Consider the following 25,335-nt stretch of genomic DNA (forward strand, 5'->3'; position numbering starts at 1 on the left):
TTGACCGAAACAATTACAGTTGAGTTCCCCCCAAAAAGCTGTAGTTTTTAACGAACCAATAATCATGTATTTACTTTATGGTTAGCCTACCAGAAGAAATATTTCAAGAAACATACGGGAGGGTAAAAAAATTGATCGTGACCAAAAAATTGGTTCCCGGTCAATTAATAACCGAGCATAGGTTATCTCATACATTAAATATTAAAGACGATACCATACCGGTAGTATTGTTGCAGTTACGACAAGAAAGTTTGTTGGTGGGTAGTTTAGATAATGGTCTTACTGTAAGAGAATTGTCTGAACAGGAAATTGCGGAAATGTTCGATTGTCGAATGGCAATTGAAACAATGACCGTTAAGCTTTTTACTCAAAATGCTTCTCAATCAAAAATCGACGATTTAAGAAATTTATTGGTCCCCTTTGAAAAAGGACCACAAAATGCATATGTCTTTTATAAAATTGACAGATATTTTCATGAGTTTATTGCCAGAAATTGTGGAAATAGAACATTGTATGAATTGTTTAAATCTGCAAAAATTTTACCTTTTATGGATTTAGTGGGGTTAAATAGACCTCTAAAAACAATTATGCAAGAACATTTGGACATAGTATCTGCCATGCATCAACGAGATGAGGAAAAAGCGGTAAGGAGTATAGCCGTTCATCTAGAAAACAGTAAGAGGTCACACCTTTAATGTTCTTGAAGTTGTTGTTTTTTTGGTTTTTTACTGGATAGATAAACTCCAAGCAGTACAAAACATGCGGCAACAATTTTTACGGTAGTAATAGTATCTTGTCCAGTAAGTACCGCATAAGCAATACCCACCAAAGGTTGTACGTATACAAAGGCACTTAAGGTTGATGCCTTTAGTTGTGTTAGGGCAAATATGTTAAATAGATACGTACAAAAGGTAGTTCCTAAAATAACGAAGCCAATACCAAAATATGCTTCAAAAGGCAGTGTGCTCCACGATATATCCATAAATTCTTCAAAACCGAACGGTAGACATATTAGTACCCCTAATGAGAAGAGCCACTTCATAAAGGTAAATGGGTGATATTTACAAATAAGCACTTTTACCAATACAAGATAAGAGCCATAAAACATAGAGTTCAGAAAAATCAAAAAATTGCCTAATGGAATATTAGGCGCATCTTGTCTAACTTCTGTAGCAAATAAGATTAGCCCTAAGGCACCTAGCAATCCTATTACAATGCCAATAACTTTTCTGGCAGATATTTTTTCCTTTAAAATGATGGCTGATAAAATCAGTACTATAATTGGTGAAGTGGTAATGAGTACTGAACTATTAATGGGAGTTGAAAGTGATAATCCTTTAAAAAATACTAACATATTCATTGCCATGCCCAATAGTGCACAGATGAGCATGCGTACATAATCTTTTGGATCAATACGTTCTTTTGGTCCTAATGGAGAAATCAGCCAAAATAAAATGGCAGCACCTAAAACTCTTAAAATAATAAAACCAAAAGGTTGTACATAATGAGGCATTACCCCCTTTGCAATCGTATGGTTCAATGCATATATAGTAGTGGCACCAATGGCTGCAAGTATAGCTAGTAATCGCTTGTTCACGAATGTATTGCCTTTTTAGCGGCTTCAACCACTTTTTTACTGTTACCAATAAAAATTTGGTCGTCTACAATGATCACAGGTCTTTTTAGAAAAGTATATTGTTCTAGAATTAGACTTTTAAAGTCATCTTCTGAGAGCTCTTGTTCTTTTAAATTTCTCTCACGGTATAATACCGCTCTTTTACTAAATAATGCTTCGTAGCTGTTTGATAAGCTGTGCATTTGCTCTAATTGGTCATTAGTTATAGGCTGGGTTTTTATATCCTGCAGTTCAAAATCAACAAGGGGTTGTAGGTCTTTAATAATGCGTTGGCACGTAGAACAAGTGCTTAAGTGATATATTTTTTTCATTTTAATGCTAGGCTTACTGGTAAGCAGTATTTAATATTGTTTTCAATAAAGGCTTTGGTACTGCAAAGAAACCCAAATAACATTAATTGTGCTATTTTTACTGGGTATTAAATGTGAAATGATGACAGAGAATATTTTTCAGGTAATGTTGCAGAATCGTAGAAACTTACATGCGATATTGACAAAAACATCAAAAGATAAACTATTAAAAATTCCGAAAGGATTTAATAATAATGTGTATTGGAATATAGCGCATACCGTGATTACTCAACAGATTCTGATTTATAAGTTCAGTGGACTTCAAATGCGCGTGCCAGATAATTTAGTGGATAAGTTCATGAAAGGTACAGTGCCCGATGGCACAGCTTCTGATGAAGAGATGATGGTGATTGCGGATTTCTTAATATCTACGGCAGAATGGCTCATAGAAGATTACAATACGGAGCTATTTAAAACTTTTAAAGAGTATACCACGAGTGCAAGGGTGACACTGAAAAATGTTGATGATGCCATAGCTTTTAATTTATTTCATGAAGGGCTACATATAGGGCAAATATCATTGTTGTTAAAACATTTGGCCTAGGGTTACTTGGGGTATTTTAAATAGGGATTTGCCTTGCTAAATGGAATCAACAAGGTTATTGGTCCGTCGGCAAAAGAAGCTATCTCGTAAGGTTCGTAAAACAACAACAGTCCGTCTTCTGTATATCCTATATTCGTAGGCAGGTAAAATTGTTCAGTTTCGAACATGAATCCCGTACTGTTTATGGAACCTTCCAAAGGAATATTTTCTTGTTTGCGAAAGAGCGATTCTGCAAAATGGGTGAATTCATCTAAGTCATGAAATAGATTTTCTTGATATAATTCCGCACCTTCCAGTTTGTTGAAATTCAAAAATCTGTTGGTGCCATAGCCATGTGCCCCACCGGTATAGATATAGGAAATAAGATTAATGGTAATAAGCGTGTCGTTCTCAAAAGAGATGGCACCTTCAATTGTTGCTTCCCATGGGATTGATTCTTCCAAAAACTTGTTGCTTAACTCCTCATAATCTTTCAAAAAAGCATTTTTTGCTTCAACTAAATTTGTTGCATCGCTCTTCTCATCAAAATTCAATAGGGCTATAATTTCACCTTCCAAAGCAGCATTAATAGTTTTGCTAAGTTTTGTGTTCGCTGTCGCATGTGGTATTTCTATCTTGACTTTAGTGCAATTCTCGCAAGAATCGGAAGAAACGGTATAGGGTTCAAAGGGTAGATGGTTTTTATTGTTACAAGCAATAAGTAGCAGACCAAAAAGCAGGAACGAAAGCGTAGATTTCATGTAAAATTTAGATTTCATGTAAAAATACACCTTCATTGTATTCCCCAAAAGATAACGATACATTTGTATGGTAAATACTTTACTATGGCCTCCAAAGACTTAAAATTTAACACCAAGACCATACATGGTGGTCAAAAACCCGATGCAGGTTATGGAGCGGTAATGCCTCCAATATATCAAACCTCAACTTATGCGCAAACTACACCTGGAGGGCATAAGGGGTATGAGTATTCACGAAGTGCAAACCCAACAAGAACGGCTTTAGAAAATTCATTGGCAAGTATTGAAGGGGGTACTCATGGTATGGCATTTGGCAGCGGATTGGCAGCGATAGATGCAGTTATAAAGTTGTTACAACCTGGTGATGAAGTAATTTCTACAAACGACCTTTATGGAGGATCATATAGAATTTTTAAGCGGATATTTGAAAATTTCGGAATAGTTTTCCATTTCATAGGTATGCAGGGGGCAAATGCCGTTCAAGAAAAAATCAACTCGAAGACAAAATTGATTTGGGTAGAGACGCCTACAAACCCAATGATGAATATTATCGATATTAAGGCTATAGCATCTTATACCATTGATGAGGATATTCTGTTGGCGGTAGACAATACCTTTGCGACCCCGTATTTACAAAAACCGTTAGAACTGGGGGCAGATATCGTAATGCATTCGGCAACCAAATATTTGGGGGGACATAGCGATACGGTTGTAGGAGCGTTGGTGGTTAAGGACCAAGAATTAGCGGATAGATTGTACTTTATACAAAATGCCAGTGGAGCGGTTTGCGGGCCAATGGATAGTTTTTTGGTGTTAAGGGGAATTAAGACTTTGCATGTGCGTATGCAGCGTCATTGTGAAAATGGAAAAGCAATTGCCGAGTTCTTGTACAATAATGCAAAAATTGAGAAAGTATATTGGCCAGGTTTTGAACATCATCCCAATCATAAGATTGCAAAAGAACAAATGAATGATTTTGGGGGAATGATTTCTTTTGTGCCTAAAGGCGGTAGTTATGAAGAGGCAATAAAGATCGTGGAAAGGTTACGGGTATTCACATTGGCCGAATCGTTAGGTGGTGTTGAAAGTTTGGTTGGTCACCCTGCGAGTATGACCCATGCAAGTATTCCGAAAGAAGAACGACTAAAGAGTGGCATCGTAGATGCTTTGATAAGATTAAGCGTTGGTATAGAAGATGTTGATGATTTAATTGCAGATTTAGATCAAGCGATAGCATAATGGCCTAAATGTTAAATTAAATGCAGTAAGTTGAGGTAGTTTGTTGCTAAAACAACAAATTTTATCGAATTTTAAAAAAATAAGCAATCAAATTACACAAATAGCATAATTTTGCCGTTATATTTTGAAATCAATAATTTAAATTAGTTCAAATAGCTTTATGGAAAATAAAATTAAAGCATTTATGGATGAGGTTATTGCCAGAAATGGTCACGAACCAGAATTCATTCAAGCAGTTCAAGAAGTTGCAGAAACAGTAATACCATATATTGCAAAGCATGAAATTTATAATGGTAAGAACATTCTTTTAAGAATGGTTGAGCCAGAGCGTTTGGTTTCGTTTAGGGTTGCATGGGTAGATGATGATGGTGAGATACATGTAAACCGTGGATATAGAATTCAAATGAATTCTGCTATTGGACCATATAAAGGTGGTTTACGTTTTCATCCAACGGTAAATGCTAGTATCCTTAAATTCTTGGCTTTTGAGCAAGTGTTTAAAAATAGCCTTACAACCCTGCCAATGGGCGGTGGTAAAGGTGGTTCTGATTTTGACCCTAAAGGAAAATCTGATGATGAAGTAATGCGTTTTTGCCATGCCTTCATGTTAGAATTAAATCGTCATATTGGTCCAAATACAGATGTACCTGCCGGTGATATAGGCGTGGGTGCACGTGAAATTGGTTTCCTTTTTGGTATGTACAAAAAGATACGGAATGAGTTTACTGGAGTCTTAACCGGTAAAGGTCTTTCTTGGGGTGGTTCTAAAATTAGACCAGAAGCTACAGGGTATGGTACCGTGTACTTTGCTCAAAGTATGTTGAAGACCAAAAATGAAAGCTTTGATGGTAAGACTGTGGTAATTTCAGGTTCAGGAAATGTTGCTCAGTATGCAGCGGAGAAAGCAATTCTTCTAGGTGCAAAAGTGGTGACCCTTTCAGATTCTAGCGGATATATCTATGATAAAGATGGTCTTAACGACGAAAAGCTTGCTTTTGTAATGGATCTAAAGAATAATAGAAGAGGTCGTATATCTGAATATGCAGATAAATATGCTTCTGCAGAATTTTTTGCCGGCGAAACGCCTTGGAGCGTAAAATGTGATATTGCCTTGCCATGTGCAACTCAGAACGAGTTGGATCAGCAAGATGCAAAAAACCTATTAAAGAATGGTTGTATATGTGTTGCAGAAGGTGCTAATATGCCTTGTAATGCAGATGCGGTTCATGAATTCAACAATGCAAAAATTTTGTTTGCACCTGGTAAAGCATCAAACGCTGGTGGTGTAGCAACATCTGGTTTAGAAATGTCTCAGAATTCATTAAGAATCAGCTGGACTCGTGAAGAGGTAGATGAGCGTTTAAAGGATATTATGGAAGATATTCATGATTCATGTATTGAATTCGGTAAAGAGGAAGATGGTTTTTGTAACTACGTAAAAGGAGCCAATATTGCTGGTTTCGTAAAAGTGGCCGATGCTATGTTGGCTCAAGGTGTAATCTAGGTTACAACCGTAAAGTATAAATTTTATAATGCGAGAACCTAACTAGGTTCTCGCATTTTTTTATGCATTTCATTTGCCAAATACCAAACAACTATCTTTGTGTAATAGATGTTTTAAAATGCAGGTAACGACCAAGGCTATAATATTTTCTGCGATAAAATATGGCGACACCAGCCTTATTGTTAAAGCTTTTACGGCATCGGACGGAATTAAATCATATTTGTTGAGAGGAGTTCTATCTTCTAAAAAAGGTAAATTAAAGACAGCATATTTTCAGCCGTTGACCCAACTGGAAATCGTTGCCAACCACAAGAACAAAGGTAGTTTAGAGACGCTCAAAGAGGCTAAGGTTTTTTATCATTACCAAAGCTTATATGCAGATATGGCAAAAAATGCAATGACTTTATTTTTAGCGGAATTGCTGGGGAACAGCATACGGGAAGAAGAAAGAAACGAAGAATTATTTGAGTTTTTAGAGGCATCTCTACAGTGGTTGGATATGCATAGGAATGTTGCAAATTTTCATCTGTATTTTATGTTGTCACTAACAAGGTTTTTGGGATTTTACCCAGATGTATATCAGATAGATAAGCCTTATTTTGATCTGTTGGAAGGCGAATTTGCTGAAAAAGAATCATTGAACCCCAATCTAAAAGGTGAAAATATTTATTTTTTTAAATCCTTCTTAGGCACAAATTTTGATGCAATTCATACCATAAAAATGAACAAAACCAATCGACAAGAACTACTAAAATCCTTAATACTTTACTTTGAATTACATTTACAGGGATTTAGAAAACCGAAGTCGCTTGCCGTTTTAAATGAAGTATTTAATACGTATGTCTAAGTATCTAATTATTGCACTTTTGTTGTTTAGTTGTTTTGGTAATGCACAAAAAATAACTGTTTTAGATGGAGACAGTAAAGAGCAAATTTCCAATGTAGCCGTATTTAATAAAGATAAATCAAAAATTGCCTTGACCGATTTTGACGGGGTGTTCAATGCTTCGGTATTCGGTTATAAAGAACGTATTACGTTAAAGCATGTTGGTTATCAAGAGTTCAATACCACAAAACAACAGCTTCAACGACAAGGGAATAAAGTGTACTTGGTTATGAAAGCCCAAGAATTAGATGAAGTAGTTATGTCCGTTTCTAAATGGGAGCAGCAAAAGAGAGATATTCCTAATAAAATTATTTCATTAGATGCACGTTCCATTACATTTACCACGCCCCAAACTTCCGCAGATTTACTTCAAAACAGCGGTAAGGTATTCGTTCAAAAAAGCCAATTAGGTGGCGGTAGCCCTATGATCAGGGGTTTTGCTACAAATAGATTGCTGTTGTCGGTAGACGGTGTAAGAATGAACAATGCTATTTTTAGAGGAGGAAACGTGCAAAATGTAATATCCATAGATCCTTATACCATAAAGAATACCGAAGTCATTTTTGGACCGGGCTCTGTAATTTATGGAAGTGATGCCATTGGAGGGGTAATGAATTTTTACACGAACAAACCAATGTTGTCTGAAAACGACAGTCTATTGGTTAGCGGAAAAGCAAATTATAGATTTTCATCGGCCAATAGTGAAAATACAGTTCATGCAGATGTCAACTTAGGAATGAGAAAATGGGCATCGTTCACTAGTTTGACATACAACAATTTTCAAGATTTGAGAATGGGATCACATGGTCCTGATTCATATTTGCGAAACAACTATGTACAAACGGTAAACGGTGTAGATGAGCTGGTAGAAAACCGTAATCCTAAAAAACAGGTAACTACGGGCTATGATCAAATTAATATGATGCAGAAATTCTTATTCAAGCCTAATTCTAAATGGGATTTGAATTTGGGTGCATATTATAGTGAAACATCCAACTATTCTAGGTATGACCGGTTGATTAGGCCAACAAGTGATGGTCTAGGCTTGCGTTCGGCCGAATGGTATTATGGTCCTCAAAAGTGGTTTATGGGTAATGCCCAGCTGCTAAAAAAAGGAAACGGAAAAGTGTATGATGGTTTAAAACTTGGTATGGCCTATCAATTTTTTGAGGAAAGTAGAATTAATAGGGATTTTCAAGACGAAATAAGAAATACTACAAAAGAACAAGTAGATGCGTATAATTTCAATGTAGATTTCGAGAATAAAAAAATTGGTGATTTTAAACTTTATTATGGTAGTGAATATATTTATAACAAAGTAAGGTCCAATGGTTTTGATCTTAATGTCAATACCAATGAAAAAACAAATGCCGCATCTAGATATCCAGATGGGTCTTCTTGGCAAAGTTTGGCCGGGTATGTAAATGGTGAATATAAAGCAAAACCGAATTTCACCTTAATGTCCGGTTTAAGATATAGCCATGTTTGGGTTAATGCTGTTTTTGACGATACGTTTTATGACTTTCCTTTTGAAAAAGCTGACTTAAGTACAGGGGCGTTAACGGGTAGTTTGGGTTTTAGCTGGTTTCCAAGGGCAAACCTTCAGGTTACCTTAAATGGATCAACAGGTTTTAGAGCTCCCAATATTGACGATGTCGGTAAAATATTTGATTCTGAACCAGGTTCGGTGGTTGTGCCAAATCCAGATTTAGAGCCAGAATATGCGTATAATGCCGAAATAGGTGTTCAGCGTAATATCAATGATAAGATCATTCTTAAAGGAGCTGCCTACTACACCTATTTGGTTGATGCTTTGGTTAGAAGGGATTTTAGCTATAATGGTGTATCTGAGATAATGTATGGTGGTGAGCTCAGTAATGTGCAGGCTATACAAAATGCGGCAAAAGCTTACGTATATGGTTTTGAATTTGGGTTGGAAGCGTACTTGTCAGAACAATGGTCATTATCGTCTAATTTAACTTTAACCGAAGGTGTAGAAGAGGAAGATGATGGTACTGAAACAGCGGCTAGACATGCGGCACCCACTTTTGGTGATTTTCATATTGTATGGAAAAACCAAAGAATCCGTACAGATCTATTCGTAAATTATAATGGAGAAGTGGCATATGACGATCTTGCGATGTCAGAACAAGAAAAAGATTATATCTATGCAATTGATGAAAATGGTAATCCGTTTTCACCATCGTGGTACACATTGAATTTTCGATCGCAATACGATGTTTCTCGTACTATTAAGATAACCACTAATGTGGAAAATTTAACGGACCAGCGTTATAGAACATATTCGTCTGGTATTGTAGCTCCGGGTATTAATGTTATTTTGGGCTTGGGCTATTATTTTTGACATAAAAAAAGACCCGTAATTTACGGGTCTTTTAAAATTATATAAAAAGGATATGATTAGTGTTTAACCGCCTTTTCAACTTCTGCAGCTTTTTGAGCGGCTTTATCTGCAGCTTCGTTGGCAGCATCTTTTACATCGTTACCGGCTTTTTTTGCAGCATCAACTCCGTCTTGTCCTGCTTTTTTAGCAGCTTCCATACCTTCTTGTCCTGCTTCTTTTACTGATTCAGCAGCATCTTCGGCAGCTTCCATGGCATTCTCGCTTGCTTCTTTAGCAGCATCCATAGCGCCTTCACCAGCTTCTTCCAATTCTTTACCGGCTTCCTTTAACTCTTCTCCTGCATTCTCTAATGCAGCTCCGGCTTCTTCAGTTGCAGATTTGGCTTTATCCGCAGCATCTCTACAAGAAACAGACATACTAAGTGCTAAAATTGCTAATAATCCTAAAATTACTTTTTTCATTTGTGTAAACGTTTAATGGTTAATTGTTCGCAATAATATACGTGTAATTTTAACTTTTGGATGTTCAACTTGTTAATAAATGTTCTAAACGGTGGTTTATAAGCATTTCAGTAGGTTCAATACACTCCTTTTTGCTCAAAATTTTATAATTTTGCAGCCTTTAAAACCCAGTACTAGAAGCATTTTGTATGAAGTTCGCAGAATATAAAGGATTAAATTTACCAAAGGTAGCAGAAGAAATACTTGACTATTGGTCAGAACATGCCATTTTTGAAAAAAGTATATCAACTCGTGAGGGTAAAGATAGTTATGTATTCTATGAAGGTCCTCCGTCGGCTAACGGAATGCCGGGTATACATCATGTCATGGCTCGTACCATAAAAGATATCTTTCCAAGGTATAAGACCATGAAAGGTTATCAAGTAAAACGAAAAGCGGGTTGGGATACCCACGGTCTACCGATTGAGTTGGGTGTAGAAAAAGAACTTGGGATTACAAAAGAAGATATTGGGGTAAAAATATCTGTTGAGGAGTATAACGCTGCCTGTAAAAAGGCTGTGATGAGATACACTGATGTTTGGAACTCAATGACGGAGCAAGTTGGGTATTGGGTGGATATGGAAGACCCTTACATTACTTACAAGTCTAAGTACATGGAGACGGTCTGGTGGTTGTTAAAGCAGATTTATTCAAAAGGATTAATATACAAGGGATATACCATTCAGCCGTACTCGCCAAAAGCTGGTACGGGATTAAGCTCGCATGAACTAAACCAGCCGGGTACCTATCAAGATGTGACGGATACTACGGTTACCGCACAATTTAAAGCAGTAGAAGAAACCTTACCGGATTTTTTACAAAACGAAGGTACTGTCTACTTTTTAGCTTGGACGACGACACCTTGGACATTGCCCTCTAACACTGCGTTAACTGTAGGGCCAAAAATTGATTATGTGTTAGTAGAAACGTATAATCAATATACGTTTGAACCTATGAACGTTATACTTGCCAAGAATTTGGTAGGGAAACAATTCGCGGGTAAATACAATCAGGTGTCGGAGAAATCGGATTTGTTGTCATATGCGTCTGGTGATAAAAAAATTCCTTTTTATGTCGTAAAAGAATTTAAGGGTAAAGACTTATTGAACATTAAGTATGAGCAACTGTTAGATTATGTGTTGCCATATGAAAATGCAGAAAATGCATTTAGGATAATTGCTGGTGATTTTGTTACAACAGAAGATGGTACGGGTATAGTGCATACAGCTCCAACTTTTGGTGCAGATGATGCATTTGTGGCAAAACAAGCAGTGCCGGAAATTCCGCCAATGTTGGTATTGGATGAAAACAGTAATTTAGTGCCTGTAGTAGACTTACAGGGAAAATTTAGGCCAGAGCTTAAAGAATTGGGCGGTAAGTATGTTAAAAACGAATATTATGAAGATGGTACCGCACCAGAGCGATCTGTTGATGTTGAGATCGCTATTAAATTAAAAGAAGAAAACAAGGCATTTAAAGTTGAGAAGTATGTGCACAGTTACCCAAACTGTTGGCGTACGGATAAGCCTATTTTGTATTACCCATTAGATTCTTGGTTCATTAAGGTTACTGATGTTAAGGATCAAATGTTTCAATTGAACCAGACAGTCAACTGGAAACCAAAAGCAACTGGTGAAGGTAGATTTGGTAATTGGTTGGCGAATGCGAACGACTGGAATCTTTCAAGGTCAAGGTATTGGGGAATTCCATTACCGATCTGGAGAACCGAAGATGGCAAAGAAGAAATAATTATAGGTTCTGTAGCAGAATTGAAGTCGGAAATGGCTAAAGCTCTGGAAGCAGGAGTTTTAGAAAAGGATATTTATGCAGATTTCGTTGTAGACGATATGTCCGATGAGAACTATGATAAAATAGATTTGCATAAGAACATTGTAGATCAAATAACTTTGGTTTCGGCTTCTGGTAAGCCTATGAAACGCGAAAGTGATTTAATAGATGTTTGGTTTGATAGTGGGTCTATGCCTTATGCCCAATGGCATTATCCGTTTGAAAACAAAGAATTAATAGACGAAGGAAAAACTTTTCCAGCAGATTTTATTGCAGAAGGTGTTGATCAAACACGTGGTTGGTTCTACACCTTGCATGCTATTGCAACAATGGTCTTTGATTCGGTAGCATATAAGAATGTAGTGTCCAATGGCTTGGTTTTAGATAAGGAAGGCAAAAAAATGTCGAAAAGATTAGGTAATGCCGTGGATCCGTTCGATACCATGAACGAACATGGAGCCGATGCTACAAGATGGTACATGATAAGCAATGCAAACCCATGGGATAACCTAAAATTTGACGAGGAAGGTATTGTAGAGGTTAAACGTAAGTTCTTTGGTACCTTATATAATACATATTCTTTCTTTGCACTATATGCAAATCTAGACCAGTTCACATACTCTGAAGAAGATATACCTTTGGATCAACGTACAGAGATCGATCGTTGGATCCTATCTGAACTTAATTCACTGATTAAAGTGGTGGATAGTGCTTATGAGGAGTATGAGCCTACACGTGCGGCAAGGGCTATCTCAGAGTTTGTACAGGAGAATTTAAGTAACTGGTACGTGCGTTTATGTAGAAGACGTTTTTGGAAAGGCGAATATGCTGCAGATAAAATTGCGGCCTATCAAACACTATATACCTGTTTAGATGTGGTGGCAAAGCTCTCTGCGCCTATATCTCCGTTTTTTATGGATAGGCTATATTTAGATTTGAATAAAGCTACGGTTAAAAAAGGTTTTGAAAGTGTGCACTTGGCAGATTTTCCAGTAGCGGATGAATCTGTAATTGATGAAGGCTTAGAGGTGAAAATGCATAAAGCACAAATCATATCATCTCTGGTATTATCAATTCGTCAAAAAGAAAAAATTAAAGTACGCCAACCATTACAAAAAATCATGATTCCTGTTCTTGATGCCAAAGATCGAGAAGAAATAGAGGCGGTTTCAGAATTAATAAAATCTGAAGTTAACGTTAAGGAAATTCAGTTGTTAGATGATGCTTCAGGTATATTGGTAAAACGTATTAAGCCTAATTTCAAGACTTTAGGTCCTAAATTTGGTAAAGAAATGAAGCAAATTGCCCAAGTTGTCAATGCTTTTGAGCAGAATGATATCCAAAAAATTGAGCAAGATGGCGAATTAACAATCCAATTAGAAAATAAAAGTATTACTTTACAGTTACAAGATGTAGAAATATCCTCTCAAGATATTGAAGGGTGGATGGTGGCAACATCAGGTAAATTAACTGTAGCTTTAGATGTTACTATTGATGACAAATTAAGAAATGAAGGTGTCGCAAGAGAACTTGTAAATAGAATTCAGAACATTAGAAAAGATTCAGGTTTTGAAGTAACGGATAAAATTGCGGTTAAAATATTGAAAGATGGTTTTGTTGAAGTAGCTATAGAAGATAATATTGAGTATATTAAAACAGAAACTTTGACGGCCGAATTAAATTTTGAAGAAAAGTTGGATAAAGGCGTTGAAATTGCTTTTGACGAGGTGAACACTAAATTGTTTATTGAAAAACATTAAAAGATGGCAGAAGATTTAAAAGTAAGATATTCTGACAAGGATTTGGCAGAATTCAAAGAATTGATCGAAGAGAAAATAGAGAAAGCTAAAAGTCATTTAGAGCTGTTAAAAAGTGCTTATATGAATGATGGTAATAATGGTACAGATGATACTTCACCTACCTTTAAGGCTTTTGAAGAAGGGTCAGAGACTATGAGCAAAGAAGCTAATACCCAGTTGGCTATTAGGCAAGAGAAATTTATTCGTGACCTTAAGAATGCAATTTTACGAATAGAGAATAAAACCTATGGTATTTGTCGTGTAACCGGAAAATTAATCAATAAAGAAAGATTAAAACTGGTGCCCCATGCTACTCTAAGTATTGAAGCAAAAAATATGCAATCATAATTAAAACGCCTTTAGGGGCGTTTTTTAATAGCTGTAGTTTTGAAAGGTTTTATAATTAGTTGTCTACTATTATGCTCTTTTGCAGTCAATGCACAAAAGAAAGTGTATAAAAATGTATTGGACGATCACGTAGAACTAATTCAGGTAGATGCTACCAATTGCTTTATTGTTGAAGTAGAAACAAGCAATGATAACCAAATTACCGTACAGACCGAAATAGAAGGCGAGTATAGCCAAGATTTAGAAATTGAAGTGTTTACCAATGGCAATACCCTTTTGATAGATACGGGTTTTACTCCCAATTTTAAAAATCCGAACGATAAATTAAGTGCCCATAAAGTAATATCGATAGCCATAAAAATTATAATGCCGATTCAGAAAAAATTGGAAGTTTTTGGAACAAATGCAAGGGTAGTTGTGGAGGGTACTTATAAAGAAGTTAATATTTCTTTATCAGATGGGGCATGCTTTTTAAATAATGTATTAGGGAGTACTAAAGTGAAAACTCAGAGTGGTAATATTAGTGTTGTTGCAAAAGCTGCGAATATTACAACGGCCAGTAAATATGGTGACGTTTCTAGGAACCCTATTCCTTTTGGTACATCCTCTTTTTTGCTGGAAACCATTACCGGTAATATACTTTTAAGTAAAACCGAATAATATTTATATTTTTGCGCTCATTGATGAAAGCCCATGAACATTAAAAAATCCGTATTGTTTATTCTATTGATATTAATAATTGATCAATGGAGTAAAATTTATATCAAAACCAATTTTGTATTAGGAGAATCTGTAGAGGTCTTTAGTTGGTTTAAAATATTATTTATTGAAAATGAAGGTGCGGCATGGGGCGCAAAGCTAAGCGATGTTTTACCTATTTCAGATAATATAGGAAAATTGGTATTGACCATTTTTAGGCTATTTGCTATTTTGGGAATAGGATATTGGTTGTTCGATGTCATCAAGAAAAAAGCTTCTAATACATTGATATGGGCAGTTTCCTTAATATTTGCCGGCGCATTGGGCAATATTTTGGATTCAGTATTTTATGGAGCCATATTCAATGAAAGCTATAATGAAGTGGCTACCTTATTTTCGGACGAACCCTACGGTAAATTGTTTTACGGTAAGGTAGTAGACATGCTTTACTTTCCAATGGTAGATTCTACCTGGCCCACTTGGATGCCTATGGTTGGAGGGCAAAATTTTAGATTTTTTGAACCAGTGTTCAACATTGCCGATACGGCAATAAGTACCGGTGTAGGTATTCTTTTGGTTTTTAATAAGAGGGCTTTCAACAAAGAAGAAAAGGTAGAGTCGTCCATCTCGGAAGAAAATTCGAATAGGACTCAAGAAGAGGTAAATGAATAGGATTTTAAGGGTGTTACGCAGTAATCTAAAGGAATATCTGTAGTATCCACGTCATCAATTTCAATTTCGGCCTCAAAAAAAGACAGCCCTATTTTAATTACATCCTCTCTGCATTCGCTTAAAAAGCGGTCGTAATAACCTTTACCATATCCAATTCTATTTCCGCCTTTATCAAAGGCTAGTAATGGTATAAAAACAACGTCAATTTTTTTTGGTTCAACGGTTATACCATCAATGGGTTCAGGTATATTGAGTGTGTTGGTGGTAAATTTAGTATTGTCCGTAAGCAAATAGTGTTCTAATTCTGTAGAAGAAATTATTTTCGGGACAATTACGTTTTTATCAAGACCTAAAAGAATAGAGATAATGCCTTCAGTATCTATTTCGGATTTTTGTGCTATCGGCAAAAATATATGAAAGTATTGCATATCCCAAATTGGCAATTTCAATACTGAATTTGCTATGGTAATGCTATTTTGAGATATTTCTGCTGGAGTTAGGGAACTTCGAAGTCTTGAATATTTTATGCGTAAATCTTTCTTCAACATAGTGAAGTGATTTTTAACGATAGATTTTTCAATCTATTCTTTACCTGCAACGGCAAAAAATACCTTAAAAAATAACATTAAAACAAGGTAAGTTCCTAAAGTGATGATATAACTATCCATAATCCTAGATTTGTAAATGAGCCAATAATTGTTGTTGTTGAGTTAAAAATAGGTAAAATAATCGATACTATATCTTTGAAATGCACATTTTTATCGTTGAAATGCACATTTTTATTATAAAATTAACATTATGATGCATATAAATAAACATTTTAGGTTTTAATTAACTGAAAACCATGTAGTTGCAGTAGTGTTGAATTTTTTTGGATTATTAATAATATAATTTCGAGTGGTTTTAATTTTCTAATTCTTAAAAAATTGTTTTAATAATTTCATATTCCTATTTAGAGGTGTGTTTTTATGCTTATAAGATTTATACGTTTATCAATAATATAAAGTGCCTATTATAGCCTAAATTAGTGGTGTAGAATTATGACAGATATTCCATTAAATATACAATTAAGCGCATTGCCTTCTGGTCCAGGAGTTTATCAGTTTTATGATAGTAATGAAAGTATACTATATGTAGGTAAAGCCAAAAACCTTAAAAAACGTGTTTCTTCTTATTTTAATAAGAATCATGAGTATGGTAAAACACGTGTTCTGGTAAAAAAAATAAAGGCAATTAAACACATAGTGGTGCCTACGGAGTCAGATGCACTTTTGTTAGAGAATAATTTAATTAAAGAACTAAGACCTAGGTATAACGTATTACTTAAAGATGATAAATCTTATCCTTGGTTGTGCCTTAAAAATGAACGTTTTCCAAGATTTTTTCCTACTAGAAGGGTCATTAAGGATGGGTCCGAGTATTTTGGTCCGTATACCAGTATGAAAACGGTAAGGGTGCTTTTAGATTTAATTAAAAGTGTATATCCTTTAAGAACTTGTAATTATGATTTATCGGCAGAGAAAATAAATGCTGGCAAGTATAAGGTATGTTTAGAATATCATTTGGGAAATTGTAAAGGTCCATGTGAGGGCTACCAAACAATTACGGAATATGATAGACAAATTGAAGATATTCGCGAAATTGTAAAAGGAAATTTTAAGTCTTCGTTATCCTATTTTAAAGGACAGATGAAAGCTTTGGCCGAAGAAATGAAGTTTGAAGAGGCGCAAAAAATAAAGGATAAAATAGATGTTCTCGAAAATTATCAATCTAAATCTACTATAGTAAATCCTAAGATCAGTAATGTTGATGTTTTCAGTATAGTATCGGATAATGCGTATGCCTATATAAATTTTCTGCAATTGTCGCATGGCTCTATAATTAGGTCTCATACCATGGAGATCAAGAAAAAGCTTGAGGAGCAAGATGAAGATTTGTTAGAATTGGCAATTGTTGAAATCAGGGAGCGATTTAAATCTGAATCAAAAGAGTTATATGTGCCTTTTAAAATTGCCGTTTCTCCTGGTCTTAAGGTAACCATTCCCAAACTTGGTGATAAAAAGCGCATTCTTGATTTGTCTGAACGTAATGCGAAGTTCTTTAGGCAAGAAAAGTTCAATCAAATTAAAATAATTGATCCGGATCGCCATACGAACAGGATTATGGCTCAAATGAAGAATGACTTAAGGTTGTCTGCAGAACCGCGCCATATAGAATGTTTTGATAATAGTAATATTCAAGGTAGTAACCCGGTAGCGGCATGCGTTGTGTTTAAAGATGGCAAACCTTCAAAAAAAGAATATAGACACTATAATATAAAGACAGTTACAGGTCCTGATGATTTTGCCTCCATGGAAGAGGTAGTATTTAGAAGATACAAAAGGCTACAAGAAGAAATGCAACCTTTACCGCAACTAATTGTCATTGATGGTGGTAAGGGTCAATTGTCGTCAGCGCTAAAAAGTCTTGATCTTTTAGGTTTACGAGGTAAAATTGCAATTGTTGGTATCGCCAAAAGATTAGAGGAAATATATTTTCCAGAAGATCCCATACCATTATACTTGGACAAAAAATCTGAAAGTTTAAAAATCATTCAATATTTAAGGAATGAAGCACACAGGTTCGGCATTACATTTCATAGAAACAAAAGGAGTAAGGGAGCTATTAATTCTGAGTTAGAAGGTATAAATGGTGTAGGAGAAAAAACAGCACAACAATTATTGAAAAAATTTAAATCGGTAAAACGTATCAAAGAAGCATCTGTTGAAAGTTTAAGTCAAGAAGTTGGTGCATCAAAAGCAAAGAAGATTTATGAGTCTTTTCGTCAAAAATAGAATGTTTTCAAGATTTGCGCTTATTGTACTGTCAATGTTGTGCGTAACGGCACTGATTGCGCAAAATGTAGATGTGGAAAAGGCTCCAAAAATAGGCTTGGTGCTAAGTGGTGGTGGTGCCAAAGGTATGGCACATATTGGAGCGTTAAAGGTTATAGAAGAGGCAGGTATAGAAATAGATTACATTGGCGGATCTAGTATGGGAGCAATTGTAGGGGCTTTGTATGCTTCTGGGTATTCGGCGAGAGAGTTAGATTCTCTCTTTACAGTCACCAATGTTGGCTCCTTAATTCAAGATAACCTTCCAAGAAGCGCAAAAACTTTTTATGAAAAAGAAGATTCTGAAAGATATGCGCTTACCTTACCCTTTAAAAATTTTAAAGTTACCGTACCACCTGCATTTTCTGGAGGACAAAATATCTATAATGAATTTGTGAGGCTTTTATACCATGTTAAGGATATAGAGGATTTTAATAAACTGCCTATACCTTTTGTGTGTATAGCAACAGATATAGAAACGGGTAAACAAGTTGTTTTAGATTCTGGTTATCTGCCAGAAGCAATATTGGCTAGTGGAACCTTACCTTCTCTTTTTGAGCCTACGGCAATTGATGGCAAGGTATTGATAGATGGCGGTGTTGTCAATAATTATCCAATTGATGAGGTAAGGGCTATGGGTGCCGAGTTAATTATTGGTGTTGATGTTCAGCATGACTTATCTGATCGAGATGCACTTTTGTCCGCTACCGAAATTTTACTTCAAATAAATAATTACAGAACCGTGGCCGACATGAAAATTAAATCGGCTAAAACGGATATTTACATAAAGCCGCAAATAGAAGATTACTCTGTTATTGATTTTAACAGGCTGTCAGAAATAGTTAAAAAAGGGGAAGACGCCGCAAATTTGAAAATAGATGATTTAAAAAAACTTGCCACAAGGGGTGTTGGTGAAAAAAGAACCATTCCGGTTGTTGGTGCGGCAGAAGAGCTTACGGTCAACAGATTGTTTATTGATGGTAATACAAATCATACAAGGGGGTATGTAAAAGGAAAATTAAGATTTAACTTAGATGAACCCATAGATTTTAAAAAACTACAACAAGGCATTAGTAACTTGTCGGCCACAGGCAATTTTAGAACTATAAAGTATAAATTATTGGACAATTTAAATGGCGGAGAAGATTTGATCTTGCCATTAGATGAGACCAGAAATACTTCCTTTTTAAGATTAGGTGCGCATTATGATGATCTGTATAAAAGTGGGGCTATAATCAATCTTACCAAAAAGAGACTATTGTCAAAAGATGATGTGGCGTCATTTGATTTTATTTTGGGAGATAATATTAGGTATAACTTTGAGTATTATGTTGATAAAGGTACGTATTGGAGTTTTGGTGTAAATTCTAGATTCAATGATTTTGAGCAAGAAATCAACTTTGATCTCATTCAAGGTAATTTTGAAGTAGGTAATGGTACACAATTGAATTCTATTAATTTGAACGTATCGGATTTTACTAATCAATTGTATGTTCAAACAGTAGTTAAAGAAGAGTTTGCCTTTACCCTTGGTGGGGAGTTTAAGCATTTGCAATTTAGTACTAGAACATTTGGAGATGTAGACGATGACAGCTTGCCAGGTAATACGGCTAGTAATGGAAGAACTTATTTTGAAAGAAGTAACTATATAAGTGCGTTTGGAGCTTTAAAATTAGATACCTATGATGATAAGTATTTCCCATCTAGAGGCTTGTATTTTAATGGAGATATGCACTATTATGTTTTATCCTCTGATTATAATAATAATTTTAAAGACTTTTCAATATCCAAAGCTAGAATGGGAATGGCATTACCTTTGGTGAAAAATTTATCTTTAAATGTAGAGACTGAGGGAGGTTTTAAGCTGGGCACCTCTAATGTTACCTCTTTCGATTTTATTTTGGGAGGCTACGGAACGGATTTCATTAACAATTTAGTTCCTTTTGTGGGGTATGATTTCATAAGTTTAGTGGGTAACAGCTTTGTGAAGGCATATGCTAGACTTGATTATGAATTTGCACCAAAGAACCATGCCTTGTTCACCGCCAATTATGCAAACGTAGACGATGATCTTTTTAGAACGGGAGATTGGTTTAAAGTGCCAACATATTCCGGTTATGGTGTGGGATACGGTTGGGAATCTTTTGTAGGACCAATAAATCTAATGTACTCTTGGACACCGGAAGATGATCGTTCTCATTTTTTTGTAAGTATCGGGTATTGGTTCTAAAGTGAAATAAGCACTATTATTTTTCGAGTGAAATTCGACCTTTTCAAGCTAAAATTCTTAATGGATTCCCAATTATTAAGTGGAAGTGTGAATAACTGTTAAGTTTATCGTTAAAGTAAGTTAAACCGTACTTTGGGTAAGGTAAAGTGCCTTAAATTTACATCAGCTAAGGGGTGGTTCCCTTACAACTTTAAGTAGTGGTTTTTCATAATTTAAAGTTTGGTTGGTTATTTAGGAAAAGCCCAGTTTTTAAACTGGGCTTTTTTTATACAACAATACTTTGGAATAAATTTTGTTTAAGATATTGTAACTAAAGTAATGGGAAATTATCTATTGCTATTTTTACAATAAACTGCGAACTATGAAAAGATTAATTTTACTTGCTCTTATTATTTCCTCTTTTAGTGTGCAAGCTCAAAGTTCTCAATCTGCATTTAAAACTGGAGAATGGTTAAAGTTTAGAATGCATTATGGTTTTTTAAATGCCAGCTTTGCTACTTTGCAGGTGAATTCTGCCACTATAAACAATAAGCCAGTTTATCATGTAGTGGGTCATGGTGAAACCACGGGTGTTGCCAGTTGGTTCTTTAAGGTAGATGATACGTATGAAAGCTATTTTGATAAGGTAGATGGTAAGCCGTATAGGTTTGTGCGTAAAATTGACGAAGGTGGTTATACCAAAGATGTTGAAATAAACTTTGATCATGATACATCTAAAGCGGAACTTAATGATAAGAAAAACAAGAAAAAGCTTAATTTTACACTAGAGGACAATATACAGGATTTAATATCCGCTTTTTATTATTTGAGGAACAACTATGAAACGGAAGATCTTGAAATAGGAAAAGCTATTACCCTTAAAATGCTTTATGATGATGATGGGATCTTCAACTTTAAACTAAAATATTTAGGTTTAGAAGTGCTCAACACTAAGTACGGTAAAGTAGAATGCTTAAAATTTAGGCCTTTGGTTCAATCGGGTCGTGTATTCAAGGAGCAGGAAAGTTTGTCGTTATGGGTGTCAAATGATGATAATAGAATTCCAATTAGAATTAAAGCAGATTTAGCGGTAGGTGCTATTAAAGCAGATTTAGATGGGTATAATGGTCTTAAGCATCAGTTTAAAATTATAATGGATTAACCCATAGATGGAAGATAAAGAGAAGATTAAATCCCAAATCTCTAAATTAGAAGAAAAATACAAGGATTCAGGGCAAGATCTTAGCTCGTATTTAGATGGCTTGCTACATCAGCGTTATTTAACGTATTGGGACTATATTCATTTAGACACGTTGCTTAGCCTTCAAGTACCTAGAACTCATTTCCCCGATGAGGAAATTTTTATCATGTACCATCAGATTACCGAGTTGTATTTTAAATTGATCTTACATGAACAAAAACAACTAGTAGATGATAAAAGTGGAAATCTAGATTTTTTTATTGAAAAAGTTAGAAGAGTCAATAGTTATTACAAAGTATTGATATCATCGTTCAGTGTTATGATAAAAGGTATGGAGCGTGAGCAGTTCTTGCAATACCGTATGGCACTTTTACCGGCGAGCGGGTTTCAATCTGCTCAATTTAGAATGATAGAATTGTATGCCACTCCTTTGGAAAACCTGGTACATGTATCAGATAGGGAGCAATCATCCCCGGGTGTCTCTATAGAAGATCTTTATGAACATATCTATTGGAAAAAAGGGGCAACAGATTTGGCTACAGGTGAAAAGACCTTGACTTTAAAGCAGTTTGAATATCGTTACACGCCTAGATTGATCAGAATTGCAAAACAAGTTGAGAATTCAACAATATATCATAAATACTTAAGTTTACCCAAAAAACAAAGAGAGGATCAAGCATTGATAGATGCGTTGAAAATGCTTGATATGAATGCCAACATTAATTGGCAGTTAATGCACATGGGTTCTGCCCATAGGTACTTAAGAAAAGAAACGGGAGATATTGAGGCAACTGGAGGTACAAATTGGAAAGAATATTTACCGCCAAGTTTCCAAAAAATAGTTTTTTTCCCAGAGTTGTATACAGAGCAAGAACTAAATAATTGGGGCAAACAATGGGTAGACCATATGTTAAATCCAGATAAATCAAGAGGAGAGTAATGCAGAAATATTGGGGTATAATCTTGGCTTTGACCGTAATGGTATCATGTAAAGATGCCGAAGTGCAAAAAAAAGATATCGCACAAGAAATAGGTGAAGTTGAAAAGCCGGTCTTAAATGAAAGATTTGGTTTTAATCTAGATGAATTTTATGTGAAACTAGATACCATTAAATACGGTGATAGTTTTGGTGAATTAATGCAGCAGCATAAAGTTGATTACCCTAAGGTGGCGGCTATTTCAGAAAACTTTAGAGATAGTTTTGATGTGCGTAAAATACGCGTGGGAAAACCATATGTTATTTTGCAGTCCAAAGATACCCTAGCACAGGCTCAAGTATTCATTTATGAAAATGACCCAATTAATTATACTGTGGTAGATTTGAGAGATACCGTTAAAGTATATAAGAATAAGAATAAGGTAAAGTATGTGCAAAGAGAAGTTTCGGGGGTAATTGAATCTAGTTTATCCGAAGCAATATTGCAACAAGGGGTAGATTATAATGTAACCCACAACCTGGCAAATGTATATGCATGGACTATTGATTTCTCTAGATTACAAAAGAATGATAAGTTTAAAATCATTTATAACGAGAAATATATAAACGATACGGTATATGCAGGTGCAGAGCCAATTGAGGCTGCATATTTTCAACATAATGGTAAGCCTATTTACGCCTTTGCCTATGAAAACGATTCACTAAGAAGTATAGTAGATTATTTTGATGAAAATGCAAATAATCTTAGAAGAACGTTTTTAAGAATGCCCGTAGAATATGGCCGTCTATCTTCTAGATATAATCTAAAGAGAAGAATCAAATATTATGGCTATAAATTAAGACCACATAAAGGAACGGATTATGCGGCGCCGATAGGAACCCCTATAATGGCCACTGCAGATGGTACTGTAGTAGAGTCTACAAGAAGGGGTGGTAATGGTAAATATGTAAAGATCAGGCACAACGGTACCTATTCAACACAATACTTACATATGAAGGCACAAAATGTCAAAAAAGGACAATTTGTACGCCAAGGTGATGTCATAGGTTGGATTGGAATGACAGGAAATACTGGTGGTCCACATGTATGTTATCGTTTTTGGAAAAATGGTAGGCAAGTAGATCCGTTAAAAGAAGAGTTACCGCAAGCAGAACCGCTGCACGACTCGTTAAAAGAAGATTACTTTACATATATATCAACATATAAAGAACAGTTAGATTGTATAATATATCCTAAAGTTTTATTGGAAAACGAAGAGGACTTACTAACACTTAATCAAGAAAATGGCACTGAGTAAAATAAATCCGCAACAAACAGATATCTGGAAAAAATTAACTGCACACTTTGAGGAGACCAAAGGCACGCATTTAAGAACTTTATTTTCTTCCGATGCAAATAGGGCAGAGAAGTTTACACTTCAATGGAACGATTTTTTGTTCGATTATTCAAAGAATAGAATAACCGATGAAACTATGCAGTTGTTGCTGCAATTGGCAGATGAAGTAAATTTAAAAGGTGCTATAGATGATTATTATACTGGCGGTCATATCAATGAGACAGAAGGTAGGGCTGTGCTTCATACGGCATTGAGAGCAAAAAAAGATGATGAGGTGTTAGTGGATGGTGTTAATGTAATGCCAGAAGTTTATGAGGTTAAAGAGCATATTAAAGAATTTACCAATGCGGTAATAAGTGGTGAGTTAAAAGGTTATACCGGCAAACCTTTTACAGATGTGGTAAATATTGGTATTGGAGGCTCTGACCTTGGTCCTGCTATGGTAACGGAGGCGTTGAAGTTCTATAAGAATCATTTATCGGTTCATTTCGTAAGTAATGTAGATGGTGATCATGTTCATGAAATTTTAAAGAACTTAGATCCGGAAACTACCTTATTTGTAGTGGTTTCTAAAACATTTACGACACAGGAGACCTTGAGCAATGCTACCACCATTAAAAAATGGTTTTTAAAGCATGGTACTCAAGAAGATATTGCCAAGCATTTTGCGGCGGTTTCTACCAACAGCGAGAAAATTGCTGAGTTTGGTATAGATGCTGCCAATGTATTCCCTATGTGGGATTGGGTAGGTGGAAGATTTTCACTGTGGAGTGCTGTAGGTTTAACAATAGCATTGGCAGTTGGTTATGATAATTTTAATGCTTTGCTAGAAGGCGCCCATGAAACGGATGTTCATTTCAAGGAAAGTGATTTTTCAGAAAACATTCCCGTTGTCATGGCATTGTTGAGTGTATGGTATAATAATTTTTATGGAGCGGAAACAGAGGCAATAATTCCTTATGCACAACATTTAAGTAGATTCTCGGCATATTTACAACAGGGAATCATGGAAAGCAATGGTAAAAGTGTAGATAGGGCGGGTAATGCGGTTAATTATGAAACCGGAACAATTATTTGGGGAGAACCGGGTACAAATTCTCAGCATGCGTTCTTTCAATTGATTCACCAGGGCACAAAATTAATTCCAACAGATTTTATTGGGTTTAAGTATTCTTTACATGGAGATAAAGATCACCATAATAAGTTGATGGCAAATTATTTTGCCCAGACAGAAGCATTAATGAACGGTAAGACAAAGGATGAGGTGGTCAAGGAATTGAAAGAAAAAGACCTGACAGAATCTGAAATAGACAAGCTTGCTCCGTTCAAGGTTTTTGCCGGCAATAAACCTACCAATACTGTTTTAATAGATAAGCTAACGCCAAAATCTTTAGGAGCTTTAATAGCTTTGTATGAGCATAAAATATTTGTTCAAGGAATAATCTGGAACATTTTCAGCTATGATCAATGGGGTGTAGAACTAGGTAAACAGCTAGCTGGTACAATATTAAAGGATATTGAAAATTCTGAAATTTCTGATCACGACAGTTCTACATTGCGACTTTTACAATATTTTAAGAAATAATTTAGAATACAATAAAGATTTTCAAAAAAGGGTAACTATTTAATTTTCAAGTAAATCGTGTATGGTTTTTAGGTATTTTTGAGGTATTGATTTAACGTTGTCTTAACGTTAGAACTTTAAAAA

At 35.4% G+C, this 25,335-nt stretch carries 21 protein-coding genes; 16 read left to right on the forward strand and 5 right to left on the reverse strand.

From position 1 onward, the window contains the following. Window positions 1-137 precede the first annotated feature (137 nt). The gene (locus I600_RS12180) at window positions 138-695 is read left to right on the forward strand and encodes a GntR family transcriptional regulator (RefSeq protein WP_167342563.1); all 558 of its coding nucleotides are present in this window, start codon (window positions 138-140) and stop codon (window positions 693-695) included. Here the strand turns inward: I600_RS12180 and I600_RS12185 are convergent. Beyond that, window positions 692-1,597, reverse strand: a complete 906-nt coding sequence (locus I600_RS12185) for a DMT family transporter (protein ID WP_058104804.1) — start codon at window positions 1,595-1,597, stop codon at window positions 692-694. The genes I600_RS12180 and I600_RS12185 overlap by 4 nt on opposite strands. Next, a complete protein-coding gene (locus I600_RS12190; RefSeq protein ID WP_058104805.1) occupies window positions 1,594-1,947 on the reverse strand; it encodes an arsenate reductase family protein in 354 nt (117 codons plus the stop codon). The genes I600_RS12185 and I600_RS12190 overlap by 4 nt, the downstream gene beginning before the upstream one ends. 118 nt (window positions 1,948-2,065) lie before the next feature. On the opposite strand from I600_RS12190, the gene I600_RS12195 reads away from it, so the two are divergent. Further along, window positions 2,066-2,530 carry a DinB family protein gene (locus tag I600_RS12195; protein WP_236973340.1) on the forward strand — a complete coding sequence of 155 codons (465 nt, stop codon included), beginning with the start codon at window positions 2,066-2,068 and terminating at the stop codon, window positions 2,528-2,530. 2 nt (window positions 2,531-2,532) lie between these two features. Here I600_RS12195 and I600_RS12200 read toward each other — a convergent pair whose 3' ends face one another. Continuing rightward, window positions 2,533-3,270, reverse strand: a complete 738-nt coding sequence (locus tag I600_RS12200; RefSeq protein ID WP_167342564.1) for a DUF3298 and DUF4163 domain-containing protein — start codon at window positions 3,268-3,270, stop codon at window positions 2,533-2,535. Between the two features lie 84 nt (window positions 3,271-3,354). Here I600_RS12200 and I600_RS12205 point away from each other — a divergent pair, with 84 nt between their 5' ends. The 4 genes from I600_RS12205 to I600_RS12220 all read left to right on the forward strand — a co-directional run bounded on the left by I600_RS12205 (window position 3,355) and on the right by I600_RS12220 (window position 9,264). Continuing rightward, entirely contained in the window at window positions 3,355-4,509 is a 1,155-nt protein-coding gene (locus tag I600_RS12205) for a cystathionine gamma-synthase (protein WP_058104808.1), read from the forward strand. Window positions 4,510-4,669: 160 nt separating this feature from the next. Further along, window positions 4,670-6,013: an NADP-specific glutamate dehydrogenase gene (gene gdhA, locus I600_RS12210; protein WP_058104809.1), complete on the forward strand. Its 1,344-nt coding sequence runs from the start codon at window positions 4,670-4,672 to the stop codon at window positions 6,011-6,013. A 118-nt stretch (window positions 6,014-6,131) separates the two neighbouring features. Then, a complete protein-coding gene (gene recO / locus I600_RS12215; RefSeq protein WP_058104810.1) occupies window positions 6,132-6,860 on the forward strand; it encodes a DNA repair protein RecO in 729 nt (242 codons plus the stop codon). Then, window positions 6,853-9,264, forward strand: a complete 2,412-nt coding sequence (locus tag I600_RS12220) for a TonB-dependent receptor (RefSeq protein ID WP_058104811.1) — start codon at window positions 6,853-6,855, stop codon at window positions 9,262-9,264. Before recO ends, I600_RS12220 begins: the two co-directional genes overlap by 8 nt. A gap of 56 nt (window positions 9,265-9,320) precedes the next feature. Here I600_RS12220 and I600_RS12225 read toward each other — a convergent pair whose 3' ends face one another. After that, the gene (locus I600_RS12225; RefSeq protein WP_058104812.1) at window positions 9,321-9,725 is read right to left on the reverse strand and encodes a hypothetical protein; all 405 of its coding nucleotides are present in this window, start codon (window positions 9,723-9,725) and stop codon (window positions 9,321-9,323) included. Between the two features lie 188 nt (window positions 9,726-9,913). Here I600_RS12225 and ileS point away from each other — a divergent pair, with 188 nt between their 5' ends. Genes ileS through I600_RS12245 form a run of 4 tightly spaced genes read left to right on the forward strand, consistent with a single transcriptional unit; the run spans window position 9,914 to window position 15,070 of the window. Next, window positions 9,914-13,312: an isoleucine--tRNA ligase gene (ileS, locus tag I600_RS12230; protein WP_058104813.1), complete on the forward strand. Its 3,399-nt coding sequence runs from the start codon at window positions 9,914-9,916 to the stop codon at window positions 13,310-13,312. A gap of 3 nt (window positions 13,313-13,315) precedes the next feature. Next, window positions 13,316-13,699: a TraR/DksA family transcriptional regulator gene (locus tag I600_RS12235; protein WP_058104814.1), complete on the forward strand. Its 384-nt coding sequence runs from the start codon at window positions 13,316-13,318 to the stop codon at window positions 13,697-13,699. A 39-nt stretch (window positions 13,700-13,738) separates the two neighbouring features. Further along, window positions 13,739-14,359 (forward strand): DUF4097 family beta strand repeat-containing protein, encoded by a 621-nt coding sequence (locus I600_RS12240; protein ID WP_157490895.1) that lies wholly within the window; start codon window positions 13,739-13,741, stop codon window positions 14,357-14,359. Between the two features lie 33 nt (window positions 14,360-14,392). Next, window positions 14,393-15,070 carry a lipoprotein signal peptidase gene (locus tag I600_RS12245; protein WP_058104816.1) on the forward strand — a complete coding sequence of 226 codons (678 nt, stop codon included), beginning with the start codon at window positions 14,393-14,395 and terminating at the stop codon, window positions 15,068-15,070. Here I600_RS12245 and I600_RS12250 read toward each other — a convergent pair. Next, window positions 15,049-15,618, reverse strand: coding sequence for a 5-formyltetrahydrofolate cyclo-ligase (locus tag I600_RS12250; protein WP_058104817.1), 570 nt, complete (start codon window positions 15,616-15,618; stop codon window positions 15,049-15,051). The two genes, I600_RS12245 and I600_RS12250, sit on opposite strands and share 22 nt — an antisense overlap. Before the next feature lie 492 nt (window positions 15,619-16,110). On the opposite strand from I600_RS12250, the gene uvrC reads away from it, so the two are divergent. The 6 genes from uvrC (at window position 16,111) to pgi (ending at window position 25,212) form a co-directional block, all read left to right on the forward strand. Continuing rightward, a complete protein-coding gene (gene uvrC / locus I600_RS12255; RefSeq protein WP_058104818.1) occupies window positions 16,111-17,904 on the forward strand; it encodes an excinuclease ABC subunit UvrC in 1,794 nt (597 codons plus the stop codon). A gap of 1 nt (window position 17,905) precedes the next feature. After that, window positions 17,906-20,173, forward strand: coding sequence for a patatin-like phospholipase family protein (locus tag I600_RS12260; protein WP_058104819.1), 2,268 nt, complete (start codon window positions 17,906-17,908; stop codon window positions 20,171-20,173). A gap of 361 nt (window positions 20,174-20,534) precedes the next feature. Further along, a complete protein-coding gene (locus I600_RS12265; RefSeq protein ID WP_058104820.1) occupies window positions 20,535-21,314 on the forward strand; it encodes a DUF3108 domain-containing protein in 780 nt (259 codons plus the stop codon). 7 nt (window positions 21,315-21,321) lie between these two features. Next, window positions 21,322-22,293, forward strand: coding sequence for a tryptophan 2,3-dioxygenase family protein (locus I600_RS12270; RefSeq protein WP_058104821.1), 972 nt, complete (start codon window positions 21,322-21,324; stop codon window positions 22,291-22,293). Then, the gene (locus I600_RS12275; protein ID WP_058104822.1) at window positions 22,293-23,588 is read left to right on the forward strand and encodes a M23 family metallopeptidase; all 1,296 of its coding nucleotides are present in this window, start codon (window positions 22,293-22,295) and stop codon (window positions 23,586-23,588) included. Before I600_RS12270 ends, I600_RS12275 begins: the two co-directional genes overlap by 1 nt. Then, window positions 23,575-25,212, forward strand: a complete 1,638-nt coding sequence (gene pgi / locus I600_RS12280) for a glucose-6-phosphate isomerase (RefSeq protein ID WP_058104823.1) — start codon at window positions 23,575-23,577, stop codon at window positions 25,210-25,212. Before I600_RS12275 ends, pgi begins: the two co-directional genes overlap by 14 nt. Window positions 25,213-25,335: the final 123 nt, after the last annotated feature.

Source organism: Maribacter dokdonensis DSW-8 (assembly GCF_001447995.1).
Taxonomy (GTDB): Bacteria; Bacteroidota; Bacteroidia; order Flavobacteriales; family Flavobacteriaceae; genus Maribacter; species Maribacter dokdonensis.